The sequence below is a fragment of the Clostridium sp. ZS2-4 genome (assembly GCF_026719745.1).
Taxonomy (GTDB): domain Bacteria; phylum Bacillota; class Clostridia; order Clostridiales; family Clostridiaceae; genus Clostridium_H.
This window is the reverse complement of sequence record NZ_JAPPRQ010000011.1, coordinates 99303-116591: the sequence shown is the minus strand read 5'-3', so window position 1 is coordinate 116591 and position 17289 is coordinate 99303. Positions and strand designations below refer to the sequence as shown.

The window sequence follows — 17289 nt, the reverse complement described above, 5'->3', positions numbered from 1 at the left end:
CCAGATATTTTCAAAAAAGAACTTCTAAAATGAATTTAGAAGTTCTTTTTTTTGCAAATTTTATATTTATTGTGCAAGTTTTTTATAAATTTCCAATCTTTCCATAGCATCTTTTTCAGTTTTCTTATATAATTCTTCAGCAACTTCAGGATGTACTTTTTGTAATGAAGCATATCTTACTTCACCTAACAAGAAATCTCTGAATGATGCTGTTGGTTCTTTAGAATCTAAAGCAAATGGATTCTTTCCTTGTTCTTTAAGCTCTGGATTGTACCTGTAAAGTCCCCAATATCCACAATCAACTGCTTTTTTCTGTTCTAATTGACTACATCCCATACCAATTTTAATTCCATGATTAATACATGGTGCATAAGCAATTATTAAAGATGGTCCTTTATAAGCTTCTGCTTCTTTAATAGCTTTTAAAGTTTGGTTTTTGTCAGCACCCATTGCTATTTGTGCTACATAAACATATCCATAGCTTATAGCCATCATACCAAGATCTTTCTTTTTAGTTCTTTTGCCTGCTGCTGCAAATTTAGCTATTGCAGAAGTTGGAGTGGCTTTAGATGATTGACCACCTGTATTTGAATAAACTTCTGTATCAAATACAAATACATTCACATCTTCTCCTGATGCTAAAACATGATCTAATCCACCATATCCAATATCGTAAGCCCATCCATCTCCACCAAATATCCATTGAGATTGTTTTGCTAAATAATCTTTATTTTCTGCTATTTCAGAAATTACAGAACTCTTTTCTTTTTCTGCTTCAAGTAATGGTATTAACTTCTCTGCAACAACTTTTGAAGCTTCTCCATCATTTATAACGCCTTTCCATTCTGATAAAGCATTCTTTAAATCTACACTAATATCTTCATTCATAGCTTTGTCAACCAATAGAACAATCTTTTCTCTAATTTGAGTAGCTCCTAAGAACATACCTAATCCAAATTCAGCATTATCTTCAAATAAGGAGTTAGCCCACGCAGGTCCTTGACCTTTTTCATTAACTGTATATGGAGTTGAAGGTGCTGAACCTCCCCAGATAGATGAACATCCTGTAGCATTGGCTACCATCATTCTATCACCAAATAATTGAGTTATAAGCTTAGCATATGGAGTTTCTCCACATCCTGCACAAGCACCACTAAATTCAAACAATGGCTTTTCAAATTGACTTCCCTTTACAGTATTTTTATTCATTGGATTTGGTTTTGCACTTAATGTTTGAGCATAATCCCAATTAGCTTGTTCTTTTAATTGAGTATGAGCCGGTTCCATAATTAACGCTTTAGCAGGTGCCGGACAAATTTGTGCACAGTTTCCACAACCAGTACAATCCAGTGCAGTTATAGCCATTGTGAAATACATTTTTTCTCCTTTAATTCCTTTAGCTTCAACGGCTCTAAAACCTGAAGGTCTATTATTATATTCTTCTTCATTTAATAAATATGGTCTTATTACAGAATGAGGGCATACGTATGAACATTGATTACATTGTATACAAACATCTTCTTTCCACTCTGGAACATTAACAGCAATTCCTCTCTTTTCATATGCTGCAGTTCCTTGTGGGAATGTTCCATCTTCTATTCCGTTAAAAGCGCTTACTGGAAGATTATCTCCTTTTTGTTTATTCATAACTTCAACTACATCTCTTATAAATGCAGGAACATTTTTTTCTTCTTTAGTTTCAATTTCTGCATTTTTCCAACTTTCAGGAACTTCAACTTTAACTAAAGCATTTATTCCTTGATCTATCGCTGCTTGATTCATGCCAACAATTTTTTCACCTTTTTTACCATAAGAAGTAACAACAGCGTCTTTTAAATATTTTACAGCATCTTCAACTGGTATTATGTTAGCTAACTTAAAGAAAGCCGCCTGCATAACCATATTAATTCTTCCACCAAGCCCGATTTCTTGAGCTATTTTAACAGCATCAATTATATAGAAATTTATATTATGTTCTGCAATGTATTTCTTTACACTACCAGGCAGATTTTGTTCAACTTCATCCTTATTCCAAATACAGTTTAATAAGAATGTTCCATTATCTCTTAATCCTTCAAGAACATCATATTTATCTACATATGACTGATTGTGGCAAGCTACAAAATGTGGAGCATGAATTAGATAAGGTGACTTAATTGGATTTTTACCAAATCTCAAGTGTGATATTGTAACACCACCTGATTTCTTAGAATCATATGAGAAATATCCTTGAGCATACATGTCTGTATAATCTCCAATAATCTTAATTGCACTCTTATTTGCACCAACAGTACCATCTGAACCTAATCCCCAGAACTTACAAGCTGTAGTTCCTTCTGGTATTACATCTATTCCTTTTATTTCTTGTAATGATGTATGTGTAACATCATCATTTATTCCTATTGTAAAACCATTCTTTGGATTTTCATTTTTAAGATTTTCAAACACTGCAGCAATTTGACCCGGAGTAGTATCTTTTGACCCTAAACCGTATCTTCCCCCAACTATGATTGGTTTCATTTCATAATCATAAAAAGCAGTTCTTACATCTTGATATAATGGTTCTCCAGCTGACCCTGGTTCTTTTGTTCTATCTAAAACAGCTATTTTCTTAACACTCTTTGGTATTGCATCCATGAAATGTTTTATTGAGAAAGGTCTATATAAATGTACATTTACATATCCTACCTTTTCTCCTCTTGAATTTAAGTAATCCACTGTCTCTTCTACTGTATCACAACCAGAACCCATTGCTATTATTATTTTGTCAGCATCTGGAGCTCCGTAATAATTAAATAATTTGTAATTCCTTCCAGTTAATTTATTTATATCATTCATATATGTTTCAACAATTTCAGGTAGCGCATCATAGAATTTATTTGCAGCTTCTCTAGCTTGGAAATAAATATCAGGATTTTGAGCCGTACCTCTTGTTACTGGATGATTTGGATTTAAAGCATTTGCTCTAAACGCCTTAACAGCTCCTTTATCTACTAATTTTTCTAAATCTTCATAATCTAAAACTTCAATTTTTTGTACTTCATGTGACGTTCTAAATCCATCGAAGAAATGCATAAATGGAACTTTACCTTTTATTGAAGCTAAATGGGCTACTGACCCTAAGTCCATTACTTCTTGAACGCTACTTGATGCAAGCAAAGCAAATCCAGTTTGTCTTGCAGACATTACATCAGAATGATCACCAAATATTGAAAGCGCTTGTGCAGCAAGTGCTCTTGCACTTACATGGAATACACTTGGTAATAGCTCACCTGAAATTTTATACATGTTTGGAATCATTAATAACAATCCTTGTGAAGCAGTATAAGTAGTAGTTAATGCACCACTTTGAAGGGAACCATGAACAGCTCCTGCAGCTCCACCTTCAGATTGCATTTCCATAACTTTTACCGTCTGACCAAAAATATTTTTCTTTCCTTGTGAAGACCATTCATCCACGTGTTCAGCCATTGGTGAGGATGGTGTAATTGGGAAAATAGCAGCTACATCTGTAAATGCATATGAAGCATATGCCGCAGCAGTATTCCCATCCATAGTTTTCATTTTCGCCATTTGTAATACCCTCTTTCTATATAAATTTTACCTACCATACCTATTTAAATCTTATAGTACAGCAAGTTGTTTTATAATTTAAAATAGTATCTAGACATTCTGATACTTATCTTAGTTTAACCAATAGTTATACTCTTATCCAATTTATAATATTAATCATTTTTGACTTTTTTCAATTATATAAGTTGCAAGAAATACTATTCATTGTATTAAAACTTCATTGAAGCTTTTTAATCAATAAATTGATCAATAAACATTTATAATTACAATGTATAGGATATATTACCCCTTATTGCCTTTGAATATTATTTTAGCATTTTTTTCATAATTACGTAAACGTCACAATATTTAGTATCATTACTTTTGGGTTTGTTTTTGAAATTCCATCGCTATTTTTCTTCATTTTTCATTGAATTTCATCAATTATCAAACAACACAAGAAAATTGCGTAGCAATTTTCAGTAGCCAGAAAGAAAAAAGAAAAGAAAATTAAAGAATTTAAATTCAGTAAAAATAAACATAAAAAGAGCAAGAATATAGAAAATCTCTATGTTCTTGCTCTTTCTTTTATTTAAATTTAGGTTTTGCCTTAGCAAAACTTCATTCACTGGTTACTGGTATCTAGCTACTGGTTACTAGAAAAATGTTGTATGACAACATTTTTCTACTCTTCATAAAGTGGGTGTCTTCCACAAACCTCCCTAACCTTAGCTTTCACTTCACTTAAATCTTTATCTCTATTTTCAATTACATAATTTATCAGATAAGCAATTTCTTTCATTTCCTCTTCTTTAAATCCCCTAGTTGTAACAGCTGGAGTACCTATTCTTATTCCACTTGTTACAAAAGGACTTCTAGTTTCAAAAGGAATGGTATTTTTATTTACTGTAATTCCTACACTATCTAAAAGGAACTCAGCTTCTTTTCCAGTAATATCTTTATTAGTTAAATCTACAAGAATCAAATGATTATCTGTTCCATCTGAAACAAGTCTAAAGTCATATTTTTTAAGTTCTTCTTCAAGAGCCTTTGCATTTTTCACAACTTGTTTAATATACTCCTTGTAATCATCCTTTAAAGCTTCCCCAAAACAAACTGCTTTTGCAGCTATAATATGTAATAAAGGACCTCCCTGTATTCCCGGAAAAATAGTTTTATCTACAGCCTTTGCAAATTGTTCTTTGCAAAGAATAGCTCCACCTCTTGGACCTCTTAAGGTTTTATGGGTAGTTGTTGTCACAAAATCTGCATAAGGTACTGGAGAAGGATGTGCTCCTGACGCTATAAGACCAGCTATATGAGCCATGTCTACCATAAAATATGCTCCTACTTCATCACAAATATCTTTAATGACTTCAAAGTCTATTATTCTTGAATAAGCACTGGCACCAGCAACTATCATCTTTGGTTTATGTTCTAATGCAAGTCTTCTTATTTCATCATAATCTATTCTTCCAGTCTCTTTGCTTACACCATATGATACAAAGTTAAATAACTTTCCTGAAAAATTAACTGGACTACCATGAGTTAAATGTCCTCCATGACTTAGATCCATTCCTAAAACTGTATCCCCATGCTCTAAAACTGAAAGATATACAGCCATATTAGCCTGAGAACCTGAATGTGGTTGAACATTTGCATGTTCCGCTCCAAAAAGTTTTTTCAATCTGTCTATTGCTAACTCTTCAGCTTTATCTACAACATGACATCCTCCATAGTATCTTTTTTTAGGATATCCTTCTGCATATTTATTTGTAAGTTGTGAACCCATAGCTTCCATTACGGCTATGCTTGTAAAATTTTCTGAAGCTATAAGCTCTATATTATCGTTCTGTCTTTTTGTTTCCTCTTGAATAATATTATAGATATCCCCATCATTAATTCTTAAATTATCGAAATTCATTGTAAGCCCTCCTTTATAAATATATTGATTAATATATTATTATAATTTTTTTTTCCTAAAATATCAACTAAATAAACAATTATGATATAATAACTTTGTAAAATATACTGGATTATTAAGCAGAAAGAAAGGATTTTAAATATGCAGAGAAGTCATAGAATAATTCATATTGCAGCTGAAGCAGGAAAAATAATACTTCAAAGTGGTGGAGAAACTTACAGAGTAGAAGAAACTATGCTCAGAATATGCTATGCCTTTAATATTAAAACCGCTGACAGTTTTGTAACACCTACTGGTATTATAATTTCAATTACAGATGAAAATCACGAAACAATTTCTCTCGTGCGAAGGATAAATAACCGAACAGTTAACTTAGAAAAGGTTTCTATGGTAAATGATTTATCTAGGTCTATTATACCGAAAAATCTTTCGTTAGACTGTGTAGAAAAAAGACTTAAAGAAATTAATTCTATTTCTGCATATAACCCCAAAATACTGATTCTTGCATCATCCTTCGTTGCTGGTTTTTTCACACTACTTTTTGGTGGAAATGTACACGATTTCTTTGTTTCTTTAATCATAGGATCAACCATAAAAGTCTTATCCATACTTCTGAATAATTTGCGAGTAAACGAATTTTTCATAAACTCTCTGGGTGGTGCAGTAGCCTCTTTAATTGCTTTAATTAGTGTACATATCAATTTAGGTCACAATGAAGATAAAATAATAATTGGTTCCATAATGCTTCTTGTTCCAGGACTTCTTATCACCAACGCTATTAGAGACACAATTGCTGGAGATTTGGTTTCTGGAATGTCAAGAGCTATAGAAGCCTTTTTTATTGCTATTGCCATAGCAGTTGGTTCAGGACTGGTTATAAAACTCTGGGTTACACTTTTGGGAGGTACCTTTAGATGACTACTATAATATTAAATTCGTTTTACGCTTTAATTTCTACATTTGGCTTTGCTATCTTATTTAACATAAAAGGCAAAAACATAATCTTTGCTTCCATAGGAGGCGCTGTAGGTTGGTTTGTTTATTTATTAACCCTTACTTATTCTCCTTCTAAAATATTTGCAATGTTTTTAGCTTCAATTGCATTAAGTATATACTCAGAAATAATGGCAAGGATAACCAAAACTCCTGTAACCATATTTTTAATTTGTGCTATTATTCCATTGGTACCTGGATCAGGAATGTACTATACCATGCTTGAATGTGTTAAAGGCAGTATAAGTAATTCCTTAAATCAGGGACTTGAAACTCTAAGCAATGCAATGTCCATAGCAGTTGCCACTATATTAGTAGCTTCAATCACCAGAGTCATTACTACCATCAAAAATAAAAAAGTAAAAGCTTAAACCTTTTAAAAGAAGGCAATAATTCATTTGTTATGAATCATTGCCTATTATTATTTTATAAACATTGTTAAAGTTGAAACTAGCTCTTCTATTTTTTCTACGTTTTTATCTTCCTCATCTGATACCATACAATTTTGTGCATAATTTTGAAGTATAAGGGCCCCCACTTTATTGATAGCTGCCCTTACCGCCGCAACCTGAACTAATATATCTTTACAACAAGCTTCATTCTCCATCATTTTTTCAATCCCTTTAACTTGCCCTTCAATACGTCTAAGTCTTACTTGTATATCTTTTTTAGTGTCTTTTTTCTTTTCCATAAGCATTTCTCCTAATAACATTTATTGTCTTGTATATACCTATACCCGGTACTATATTGAATATTATATCATTGATTTTTCCCTTATTCAACGTACTTTATTCGTAAAAATCATTAAAAATTCTAATTTATGTGAATAAACTTATTTTTTATATTTCTGATATTGCTTAAATCTATAGTAAAAAAACCATTAAATAGTGCTAATCGCTAAGATTATTAGCAGTATTTAATGGTTTTACCTTCAATCTATTGCATAAAAAGTCCCACTGCACCGCAAAATAAGTAATAGTTGATCCTGTTATCTACAGGTGGGCATTACCTTTTTGCTTCTTGTTCTTTAATACTTTTATTAAAGTTTCATTCCACAAAAAGAGCTAAATTCCCTTTTAAAATAGTGTTGGGTCAATATCTACTTACTTCACTAATACAGCAGGTTTATATTTCTTTATTATATTTATATTATACTACATTTTTATATCTTTTAGACATGTTATTTTTATATTTTTTTCTTTTCTATACCTAGCTCTGTTAATTGTTTTTCATCAGCAACATTTGGTGCCTCTGTCATAGGACAAAAAGCATTTTGATTTTTAGGGAATGCTATAACATCCTTTATATTTTCTGTTCCTGATAAGAACATAATCATTCTATCCAATCCATATGCTAATCCACCATGAGGAGGAGGACCAAATTTAAATGCATCTAATAAGAAACCAAATCTCTCCCATGCACTTTCCTTAGTAAAGCCAAGCACTTTAAACATTTTTTCTTGAAGACTTGTGTCATGTATTCTTATACTTCCACCACCTAGTTCTTCTCCATTTAGTACTATATCATATGCCTCTGCTCTTACTCTTCCTGGCTCAGATTCCAAGTAAGGTATATCTTCTTCCATTGGCATCGTAAATGGATGATGTTCTGCTTGGTATCTGTCTTCCTCTTCATTATAAGACACTAGTGGGAATTCTGTAACCCAAACAAATTTAAACTCATTATTATCTTTTAAAAGTTCTAATTTATTTGCCATTTCTAATCTAAGCGCTCCAAGTGCTTGAAAAACAACACTATCCTTATCAGCAACAATTAAGATTAAATCTCCTACTTCTGCACCAATTTTATCAATTATACCTTTAAGTTCTTCTTCTTTCAAGAACTTTGATATAGGTGATTTTATTTCATCTTCTTTATAAGCTATCCAAGCAAGACCCTTAGCTTTGTATGTTTTAACAAACTCTCCAAGCTTATCAATTTGCTTTCTTCCCATATCTGCAGAATTTGGAACTTTTATTGCTCTTACACTTCCATCATTTTCTACAGCATCTTTAAACACCTTAAATTCTGAATTTTTAACTACATCAGTAAGATCATTTATTTCCATTCCAAATCTTAAATCAGGCTTATCTGTACCATACTTGCTCATAGCTTCTTGATATGGTATTCTTTCTATTGGAAGCTTTACATCAACATTTCCTACTTCTTTAAAAATCTTTTGTATCAATCTTTCATTTACTTCAATAACATCTTCCATATCAACAAACGAAAGCTCCATATCTATTTGAGTAAACTCTGGCTGTCTATTTGCTCTTAAGTCTTCATCTCTAAAACACTTAGCTATTTGGAAGTACTTATCAAAGCCTGATACCATTAATAATTGCTTAAACAATTGCGGAGATTGAGGCAATGCATAGAACATTCCTGGATAATTTCTACTTGGAACAAGATAATCTCTCGCACCCTCTGGAGTACTTTTAGTAAGCATCGGTGTTTCAACTTCCAAGAATCCATTTTCATCTAAGAAATCTCTAACTGCCTTTACAGTTTTATGTCTTATCTTAAATATTTTTTGCATATCTGGTCTTCTAAGATCTAGATATCTATATTTTAATCTTACCATTTCATCTGTATCTAAATCTTCTTTTATGTAGATTGGTGGAGTTTCTGATTCAGATAATATGTTTATACTCTCCCCTTTAAGTTCAACCATTCCTGTTGGCATAGTTTCATTAGGTGATTGTCTTTTTACTAATTCACCACTGACAGCTATACAGTATTCTGGTTTCACTAAGTCAGCTTTTTCGAAAGCTACCTTACTTATTTCTTCTCCAAATACAACTTGAAGAATTCCTTCTCTATCTCTTAAATCAATAAAAACTAGTCCTCCTAGGTTTCTTTTCCTTTGAACCCATCCCATAACTACATGCTTCTCGCCTGCATTAGCTTCTCTAAGCTCACCGCACATTATGGTTCTCTTAAGTCCATTTAATGATTCTCCCATGGCTAATCCTCCTCTTTTAGTTTCCTTTTACTATTTTAACTATTGTATCTAAATCCTTCAAGTTTATGTCAAACTGCTCACCGTCTTCCATCCTCTTAAGCCTAGCTTTTCCTTCCTCTATCTCATTTTCTCCTAAAATAACAGTATACGCCGCTTCTATTTTATTTGCATATTTCATTTGAGCTTTTACGGACTTATCCATATGATCACAGTCAGCCTTTATACCTTTTATTCTTAATTCGTTAACAAACTTAAAACTTTCAATCTTACCCTTTTCACCCATAGATCCTATGAATAAATCTACATGATTTGGCTTTGGTATTTCAATATTATTTTCCTCCATAGTAAGAAGCAATCTCTCGATTCCCATACCAAATCCAACAGCTGGAGTGTCTTTACCTCCAATTTGTTCTATTAAACCGTTATATCTTCCTCCACCACACACAGTTATATTATCATTGATTATTTCAAATACTGTTCTTGTATAATAATCCAGTCCTCTTACTATGTGAGGATCAACTTTATACTTAATTCCAAGAGCCTCTAAATAAATCTTTAGCTTTTCAAAGTGATCGCTGCAGTCTTCACATACGTAGTCTAAAATAATTGGTGCTTCCTCTGCTATTTTTTTGCATTCTTTATTTTTACAATCCAGTATTCTCATTGGATTTCTTTCAAATCTACTTTTACAAGTTTCACAAAGATCATCATATCTTGATCTGAAATATTCCTTTAATGCCTCATTGTACTTGCCTCTGCATTCCGGACATCCAATATTATTTATATTTAACTCTAAATTGTGTATGCCAAACTCTCTAAACGCCCTCATTGCAAGACTTATCAATTCAGCATCCAATGAAGCTTCTTTTGAACCGAAAACTTCTACCCCAAACTGGTGGTGCTGTCTTAATCTGCCTTTTTGAACATTCTCATATCTAAACACAGGTGTGAAATAAAACATTTTTGTTGGCTGTACTTCATTAAACAAACTATTTTCTATAAAAGCCCTTGCAGCTGGTGCTGTTCCCTCTGCTTTTAATGTTACACTTCTATCTCCTTTATCCTTAAAAGTGTACATTTCCTTTTGAACCACATCAGTTGTTTCTCCCACTCCTCTTTCAAAAAGTTCAGTATGTTCAAAAATAGGAGTTCTTATTTCTCTGCAGGCATAAACTGCAGCTATATTTCTCAACTTTTCTTCAATATACTGCCATTTATATGAATCCACAGGCAACAAATCTTTTGTGCCCTTCGGCGCTTGAATAGCCATAAAAATTCACTCTCCCTTAACTGATTATAGTGCCAAACTATTGGCACTATATACTAATACTAACTATAGATTATAAACTGTAAATTAAAAACTGTAAACCTTAAGACAAGATTTACTGTCTCATAAATCAAATTAATAAAGCTTTTCTAAAAGTTCTATCTTCTTTTCTATTTTTTCATCAATTCTCTTTATATATTCTCTTACATCTTTTATGTTAGGAAATCTTTCTAGTCTGTTATTATGTGGAAAAACAACTTTTGTAACCGCATCAGCTCCCAATGCAAGTATAGTCTGTTTTTCCTCAATTATTTGTACATTATAAATTCCTTCTCTTGATTCCTTTGCATAACCTACATTCTCCATATTGCCCACCATATTTTTTTGCCTGTACATATAGTAAGGTTCCATTCCTAATTCTTTGGCTAATTTTACTGTTTCACCATGCATTTCATTTAGTTCATTTTGCTCTCTTATACTAAATTCACCAGTAACTATTTGTTCATGCAATTTAGAAGCTCTTTTTACAGCCATACCATGTACTGTTATACTGTCCGGTTTAAGTCTTAGCAACTCTGAACAGGTATTTTTTACATGTTGTAAATCCTCGTTAGGAAGTCCAATGATTATATCCATATTTATATTTTCAAAACCCAGCTTTCTAGCTAAGTTGAATTTATCAATTACATCTTGTACAGTATGATTTCTTCCAATTGCCTTTAAGGTATCATCATTCATCGATTGAGGATTAATACTGATTCTGTTGACACCATATTTTTTCATGCTGTTTAATTTATACTCACTTATACTATCTGGACGTCCACACTCTACATTGAATTCGTGAACTTCTCTATCCTTTACAAAATTTTTGTAAATATCAGACAAAATCATTTCAAATTGTTCTTCACTTACAGAAGTAGGCGTTCCGCCCCCAAAATAAACACATTCAACTTTCAAATCTTTCTCATCAATAAACTTTTTTATTCTTTGTATTTCATAACTTAAAGTTTCCAAATAAGGGTCTACAATTTTTTTACAGCTACCAATTGGATTTGATGTAAAAGAACAGTACAAACATCTAGTTGGACAGAAAGGCATTCCAATATATATACTTACAGTCTTGGTGTCTTTATTTACCATTTCTTTTTCAAGCTTTGCTATATGCACACAAAGCTTTGCTTTATCTTCTCTTACGAAAAAGTTTTCTTTAAAGATTGTTATAATCTCCTCTTCACTCTTTCCTTCGTTCATCATTTCTAAAACAATTTTTGTTGGTCTAATACCAATTAAAACTCCCCACGGGAGTTCTTTCTCTGTTCTGTTTTTTAGATATTGAAATATTGCTCCTTTAATTTCATTGTTTTTTTTCATTTTTTTTGTAAACTTAAAATTACAGACCTCATTTTTTTCATTGCAAATCTCTATTTGATCATCTAAAACAGTTACACTGAAATCAAACTCTTCATCTACAAACCGAATATCCATAAAGCTGTAAAAAAGTTTGAAGATATGATATACATCATATCTATAACTAAAATCATTCAATTTGATTTTTATCATTTTATTTCCCTCGTGTTACATATTTCCAAATTAAAATAATTGAATTTTATAATCATAAAATAAATTTCTTATAAAAATGGATTGTTATGTTTTTCATATTTTATACTACTTTCAGGTCCATGTCCTGGCAAAACAACAGTATCTTCTGAAAGATAAATAAGCTTTTCTTTAATGTTTTTAATTAATGAATCAAAATCTCCTCCAGCAAAATCAGTTCTTCCTATGGAGCCTTGGAATAGAGTATCACCTGTGAAAACTACATTTTCAACTAAAAAACACATACCTCCTGGAGTATGACCCGGAGTATCTATGCATTTAATTTGTAAATTTCCAAGAGTTAATATATCACCCTCTTTAATTACATTATCTTTATTATCCTCTTTCCACATAGCACCAAAAACATTTTCTCCTGCACCCATCATTTTTTTATCCATAGAATTAATATATACAGGTACATCATATTTTTCTTTTACTGCATCTACAGCATCAACATGATCCATGTGTCCATGAGTTAAAAGAATATATTTTATACTAACACCTAATTTATCTATTTCCTTTACTAAAACTTCTCCATTTGCACCCGGATCTATCACAGCCGCTTCCTTTGTATTTTCATCAATCAATATATAACAATTTGCGGCATATACTCCTAATGAAATTCTCTTAATTTCCATTCTCACATTCTCCTTTATATTTAAAAATTTAAAAAGTTTTTTTACTCTCTATAATTAAAGTAACAGGTCCATCATTTTTTATATCTACTAACATTTCTGCTCCAAATTCCCCTGTTTCCACGACCTGAATTTCTTCTCTACAAGCAGCTACAAAATCTAAATAAAGTTTTTCCGCCTCTTCTCCACCTAAAGCCTGCATAAAATTAGGTCTTCTGCCCTTCCTACAGTCTCCGTATAAAGTAAATTGAGAAACTACTAACATTTCTCCATTTACTTCTTTTAATGATTTATTTAATTTCCCATTTTCATCTTCAAATACTCTTAAATTAATTATCTTGTCTTTTAAATACTTAATATCTTCTATATTATCATCCTTAGAAATTCCTAGCAAAACATTAAATCCTTTTCCTATCTTTCCAATAATCTTAGCATCTACTGTAACAGTAGAGGATACAACCCTTTGTACTACCGCTCTCATATCAAACACCTCATCAATTCCTAGTTCTGTATACTGCAATTACTCCTTTTAGTTTTCTCATTTTCCTCATTACTTCTTTTAGCTTTTCTATATCAGCTATTCTTAACTTGATAGTTATAATTGCTAAATTAGATTTAGCTGTTTTAGCATTGACAGCATATAACGCAATCTTAGTATCTATAATCGCTTCCATTAATTCTGCCAATAATCCATTTCTATTCTCTGCTCTAACCTCAATTTCAGTAATATATTCTGATTTTCTTGAGTTTTCTCCTTGCCATTTAACCTCAATGATTCTACTGCCATCATTAAGAATCAAGGCATTTACATTTTCACAATCTTTTCTGTGTACAGAAACTCCTCTTCCTTTGGTTATATATCCAATTATAGAGTCACCTGGTACAGGATTGCAGCATTTTGCAAATCTTACAAGTACATTATCTATACCTTTAACTTTAACTCCAGGTGAATTGCTTTTTTTCTTAACTTTTGCTGTATGTTGCAGCTGCTGTTTTAATTGTTCAATATTTACCTCTTCTTTTTCAGATTCTTGATTCTTAACAAATCCTAATAGTTTATTAATAACAGAATAAGATGTAATAGCTCCTATGGTAACTGCAACATATAAATCATCCAAATTATTAAGATTATATTTCTTTAATAGTGTTTCCAGAATTTCACCCTTTGCAATTTTCCCAAAATTAACCCCTTGGCGCTTACATTCTTTATCAATTAACTCTTTACCCTTTTCTATATTATCATGTCTTTTTTCTTTTTTAAACCAAGCCTTAATTTTACTCTTGGCTTGATTACTTTTTGTAATATTCAGCCAATCCATTCCAGGTCCTTTTGAAGATGCCGAAGTCAATATTTCTACTATCTCTCCTGTTTTTAAATGGTAATCTAATGGAACTATTTTACCATTAACTTTTGCTCCTACACATCTGTGTCCTACATCTGTATGAATTCTATAAGCAAAATCTATGGGTGTTGAATTGTAAGGAAGATTTATTACAGCTCCTTTTGGCGTAAAAACAAAAACTTCATCCGAAAACATATCAATTTTAAAATTTTCCATAAATTCTTCTGGATTAGAAGTTTCTCTCTGCCATTCTAAAACTTCTCTAAGCCAAGTAAGCTTAGTTTCAAAATCATCTTTTTGCTTTGAATTCTCTCCTTCTTTATATTTCCAGTGCGCTGCTATTCCATATTCAGAAGTATTATGCATTTCATAAGTTCTAATTTGTATTTCAAAAGGTTTCCCCTGTGGACCTATAACCGTTGAATGTAAAGACTGATACATATTTGGCTTAGGCATTGCTATATAATCTTTAAATCTTCCTGGAATAGGCTTATACATGGTGTGAACAATACCTAGAGCAGCATAACAATCTCGTACATCATTTACAAGAATTCTAACAGCAGTTAAATCATATATTTGGTCTATTGTTTTATTCTTTATAACCATTTTTCTATAGATGCTATAAAAATGCTTTGGTCTTCCTGCAATTTCAGCCTCTATACCCGTACTTTCAAGCTTTTGCAGCAGTTCATTTATTATGTTGCTTATATATTCTTCTCTTTCATTTCTCTTTTCTGCTACCTTTCTGACCAAATCATAATATTCATTTGGATGCAAATATCTTAAAGATAAGTCCTCCAGCTCCCATTTAACCTTAGAAATACCAAGTCTATGGGCTAAAGGTGCATATATGTCAAGAGTTTCTTTTGCCTTTTCCTTTTGTTTTTCAACAGACATATATTTTAAAGTTCTCATATTATGCAATCTATCTGCAAGTTTTATCAATATCACTCTTATGTCCTTAGTCATTGCAAATAACATCTTTCTTACGTTTTCAGCCTGTTGTTCCTCTTTAGTTTTGTACTTTATTTTACCAAGTTTAGTGACTCCTTCAACCAAAACTGCTACTTCCCCATTAAATTCAGTTTCTATATCACCAAATGTATATTCCGTATCTTCTATTACATCATGAAGCAGGCTTGCTGCAATAGTATTTTCATCTAAACCCATTTCTGCTAGAATACAAGCAACTTCCACTGGATGGATTATATAAGGTTCACCAGATACACGTCTTTGCTCTTTATGTGCACTTTCTGCATAGTGGTAAGCTTTTTCAATTATTTTTTTGTTAACATTATGACAATTTTCATCAATTTTTTCTAATAAATCACCCAGCATAATTAATTCTCTCCTAAAACCAAAAGCTGGTTTTTCTAACCAGCCGTAATTTTTTTTATAAATATTATATAATACCATGTAGAAATTTGCAATAAAAACCTTTTTTTATATAAATTCCTTTATTACCGTTATTATGTACGTTTTACAGAAATATAAACATATTGAATAAAACTCCTTGCTGTATTCCAGCAAGGAGCCTTATTCAATATTATATATCATATTGAACTAATGACATTACATCGTACTTTTCTAGCTTTTTTCTTCCATTTAATTTTGTTAACTCAATAACAAAATCAACACTGACTACTTCTCCACCTAATTGTTCTATAAGTTTAACAACTGATTCAATAGTACCACCAGTTGCAAGCAAATCATCTACTACTGCCACTCTTTGTCCTGGTTTTATAGCATCTTTATGCATTTCAAGAGTATCTGTGCCATATTCCAAGTCATATTCAACAGCCATTGTATCATATGGCAATTTTCCTTTTTTTCTTACTGGAACAAATCCAGCCCCTATAGCATATGCTACTGGAGCACCAAATAGGAAGCCTCTAGCTTCTGGTCCTACAACAATATCTACATTTTTATCCTTTAAGTGTTCTGCAACCTTATCAACTGAATATTTAAAAGCAATGCTGTCTTTTAAGATTGTTGTAACATCCTTAAAACTAATACCTTCATTTGGAAACCCTTCAATTATTCTAATATTTTGTTTTAAATCCACGTGTATTCCCCCTATGCATTTATAAATTTATTTTTTCAGCATCATATTGTATTGTCTTATTTATATACTTAGCAATCTGCTCAGCTCTTCCTTTATTTGTTGTAGTAAATAACTCTACTACAATTCGGGCATCATCCATTCTGCCTATTGCATTAATTTTAGGCATTACTATGTTTGCCAGCTTCATTAAAGATGAATAATTAATTTCACTTATATTATTTATCTGAGTAATAGCCTTAATACCATAATTATTAGTATACGTTAAATAGTGAATCCCCTTCTGTACCATAAGTTTATTTTCACCAATTAAAGGGATATCACTTGAAACAATACCTATGGCTACTAAATCTAAGTATTTTTCTATACACTGTACATGGTAATGATCAGCAATTGCACAAGCCAGTTTATACGCAACACCAACTGCATTCAGCTCTTTAAACGGATATGTACATCCTTTCTGCTTAGGATTAACAATAATCGTATCAGGTGTTGAATTTTCAGGCTTACGGTAATCCGTAACAATTACATCAATTTGGAGTTTTTTGCACAGTTCTACCTCTTCAAAAGAATTCATGCCACAACCAACCGTAATAATCAGGCCAGCCCCTAATAATTTAATATGATTTTCTATTGTATTACAATTAAAGATATTATCTTCATCAATCCTATCCGGTATGTAATATTCTATATCCGCATTTAAATATTTTAAAATCAACATAAGCAGTGAAACACTAGTTATTCCATCCACATCATAAGAACCATAAATAACTATTTTTTCCCTTTGATTAACTGATCTTATAATTCTTTCCAGGGCATCATGTATTCCTTTCAATAGGTATGAATCATGCATCTTTATTAAATTTAAATTATCATAACTATTATAACAACAATATTCTTTCATATATAATCCCCCAAAGTTTATAGGAAGCAAATAATATTATAATTTAAA

13 protein-coding genes and 1 other RNA gene are annotated in these 17289 nt (G+C 31.6%); 2 read left to right on the top strand and 12 right to left on the bottom strand.

The genetic code is table 11. The annotated features are described in order from the left end of the window. Window positions 1-66: 66 nt before the first annotated feature. Window positions 67-3573: a pyruvate:ferredoxin (flavodoxin) oxidoreductase gene (nifJ, locus tag OIO11_RS01695; protein WP_268069602.1), complete on the bottom strand. Its 3507-nt coding sequence runs from the start codon at window positions 3571-3573 to the stop codon at window positions 67-69. Window positions 3574-4237: 664 nt separating this feature from the next. Beyond that, window positions 4238-5476, bottom strand: coding sequence for a serine hydroxymethyltransferase (gene glyA / locus OIO11_RS01690; RefSeq protein WP_268069601.1), 1239 nt, complete (start codon window positions 5474-5476; stop codon window positions 4238-4240). 141 nt (window positions 5477-5617) lie between these two features. Here glyA and OIO11_RS01685 point away from each other — a divergent pair, with 141 nt between their 5' ends. After that, window positions 5618-6394, top strand: coding sequence for a threonine/serine exporter family protein (locus OIO11_RS01685; RefSeq protein ID WP_268069600.1), 777 nt, complete (start codon window positions 5618-5620; stop codon window positions 6392-6394). Window positions 6395-6399: 5 nt separating this feature from the next. After that, a complete protein-coding gene (locus tag OIO11_RS01680; RefSeq protein ID WP_268069769.1) occupies window positions 6400-6840 on the top strand; it encodes a threonine/serine exporter family protein in 441 nt (146 codons plus the stop codon). A 50-nt stretch (window positions 6841-6890) separates the two neighbouring features. Here the strand turns inward: OIO11_RS01680 and OIO11_RS01675 are convergent, their stop codons facing one another. From OIO11_RS01675 to OIO11_RS01630, 10 genes are all read right to left on the bottom strand, one after another. Continuing rightward, the gene (locus OIO11_RS01675) at window positions 6891-7160 is read right to left on the bottom strand and encodes a metal-sensitive transcriptional regulator (RefSeq protein WP_268069599.1); all 270 of its coding nucleotides are present in this window, start codon (window positions 7158-7160) and stop codon (window positions 6891-6893) included. Between the two features lie 255 nt (window positions 7161-7415). Then, window positions 7416-7598, bottom strand: a non-coding RNA gene (gene ssrS, locus OIO11_RS01670) — 6S RNA. A gap of 57 nt (window positions 7599-7655) precedes the next feature. Next, window positions 7656-9434 carry an aspartate--tRNA ligase gene (gene aspS / locus OIO11_RS01665; RefSeq protein WP_268069598.1) on the bottom strand — a complete coding sequence of 593 codons (1779 nt, stop codon included), beginning with the start codon at window positions 9432-9434 and terminating at the stop codon, window positions 7656-7658. A 16-nt stretch (window positions 9435-9450) separates the two neighbouring features. Beyond that, complete coding sequence (gene hisS, locus OIO11_RS01660) at window positions 9451-10704, bottom strand: histidine--tRNA ligase (protein ID WP_268069597.1); 1254 nt, start codon at window positions 10702-10704, stop codon at window positions 9451-9453. Between the two features lie 132 nt (window positions 10705-10836). Then, window positions 10837-12261, bottom strand: coding sequence for a coproporphyrinogen III oxidase (locus OIO11_RS01655; RefSeq protein ID WP_268069595.1), 1425 nt, complete (start codon window positions 12259-12261; stop codon window positions 10837-10839). A gap of 68 nt (window positions 12262-12329) precedes the next feature. Next, window positions 12330-12935, bottom strand: coding sequence for an MBL fold metallo-hydrolase (locus OIO11_RS01650; RefSeq protein WP_268069594.1), 606 nt, complete (start codon window positions 12933-12935; stop codon window positions 12330-12332). A 28-nt stretch (window positions 12936-12963) separates the two neighbouring features. Continuing rightward, window positions 12964-13413 carry a D-aminoacyl-tRNA deacylase gene (gene dtd, locus OIO11_RS01645; protein ID WP_268069768.1) on the bottom strand — a complete coding sequence of 150 codons (450 nt, stop codon included), beginning with the start codon at window positions 13411-13413 and terminating at the stop codon, window positions 12964-12966. Window positions 13414-13426: 13 nt separating this feature from the next. After that, window positions 13427-15613, bottom strand: a complete 2187-nt coding sequence (locus OIO11_RS01640; protein ID WP_268069593.1) for a RelA/SpoT family protein — start codon at window positions 15611-15613, stop codon at window positions 13427-13429. 208 nt (window positions 15614-15821) lie between these two features. Beyond that, on the bottom strand, window positions 15822-16340 hold the full coding sequence (locus OIO11_RS01635; RefSeq protein WP_268069592.1) for an adenine phosphoribosyltransferase: 519 nt from the start codon (window positions 16338-16340) through the stop codon (window positions 15822-15824). A gap of 19 nt (window positions 16341-16359) precedes the next feature. Then, window positions 16360-17241 (bottom strand): DHH family phosphoesterase, encoded by an 882-nt coding sequence (locus tag OIO11_RS01630; RefSeq protein WP_268069591.1) that lies wholly within the window; start codon window positions 17239-17241, stop codon window positions 16360-16362. Between the last annotated feature and the right edge of the window lie 48 nt (window positions 17242-17289).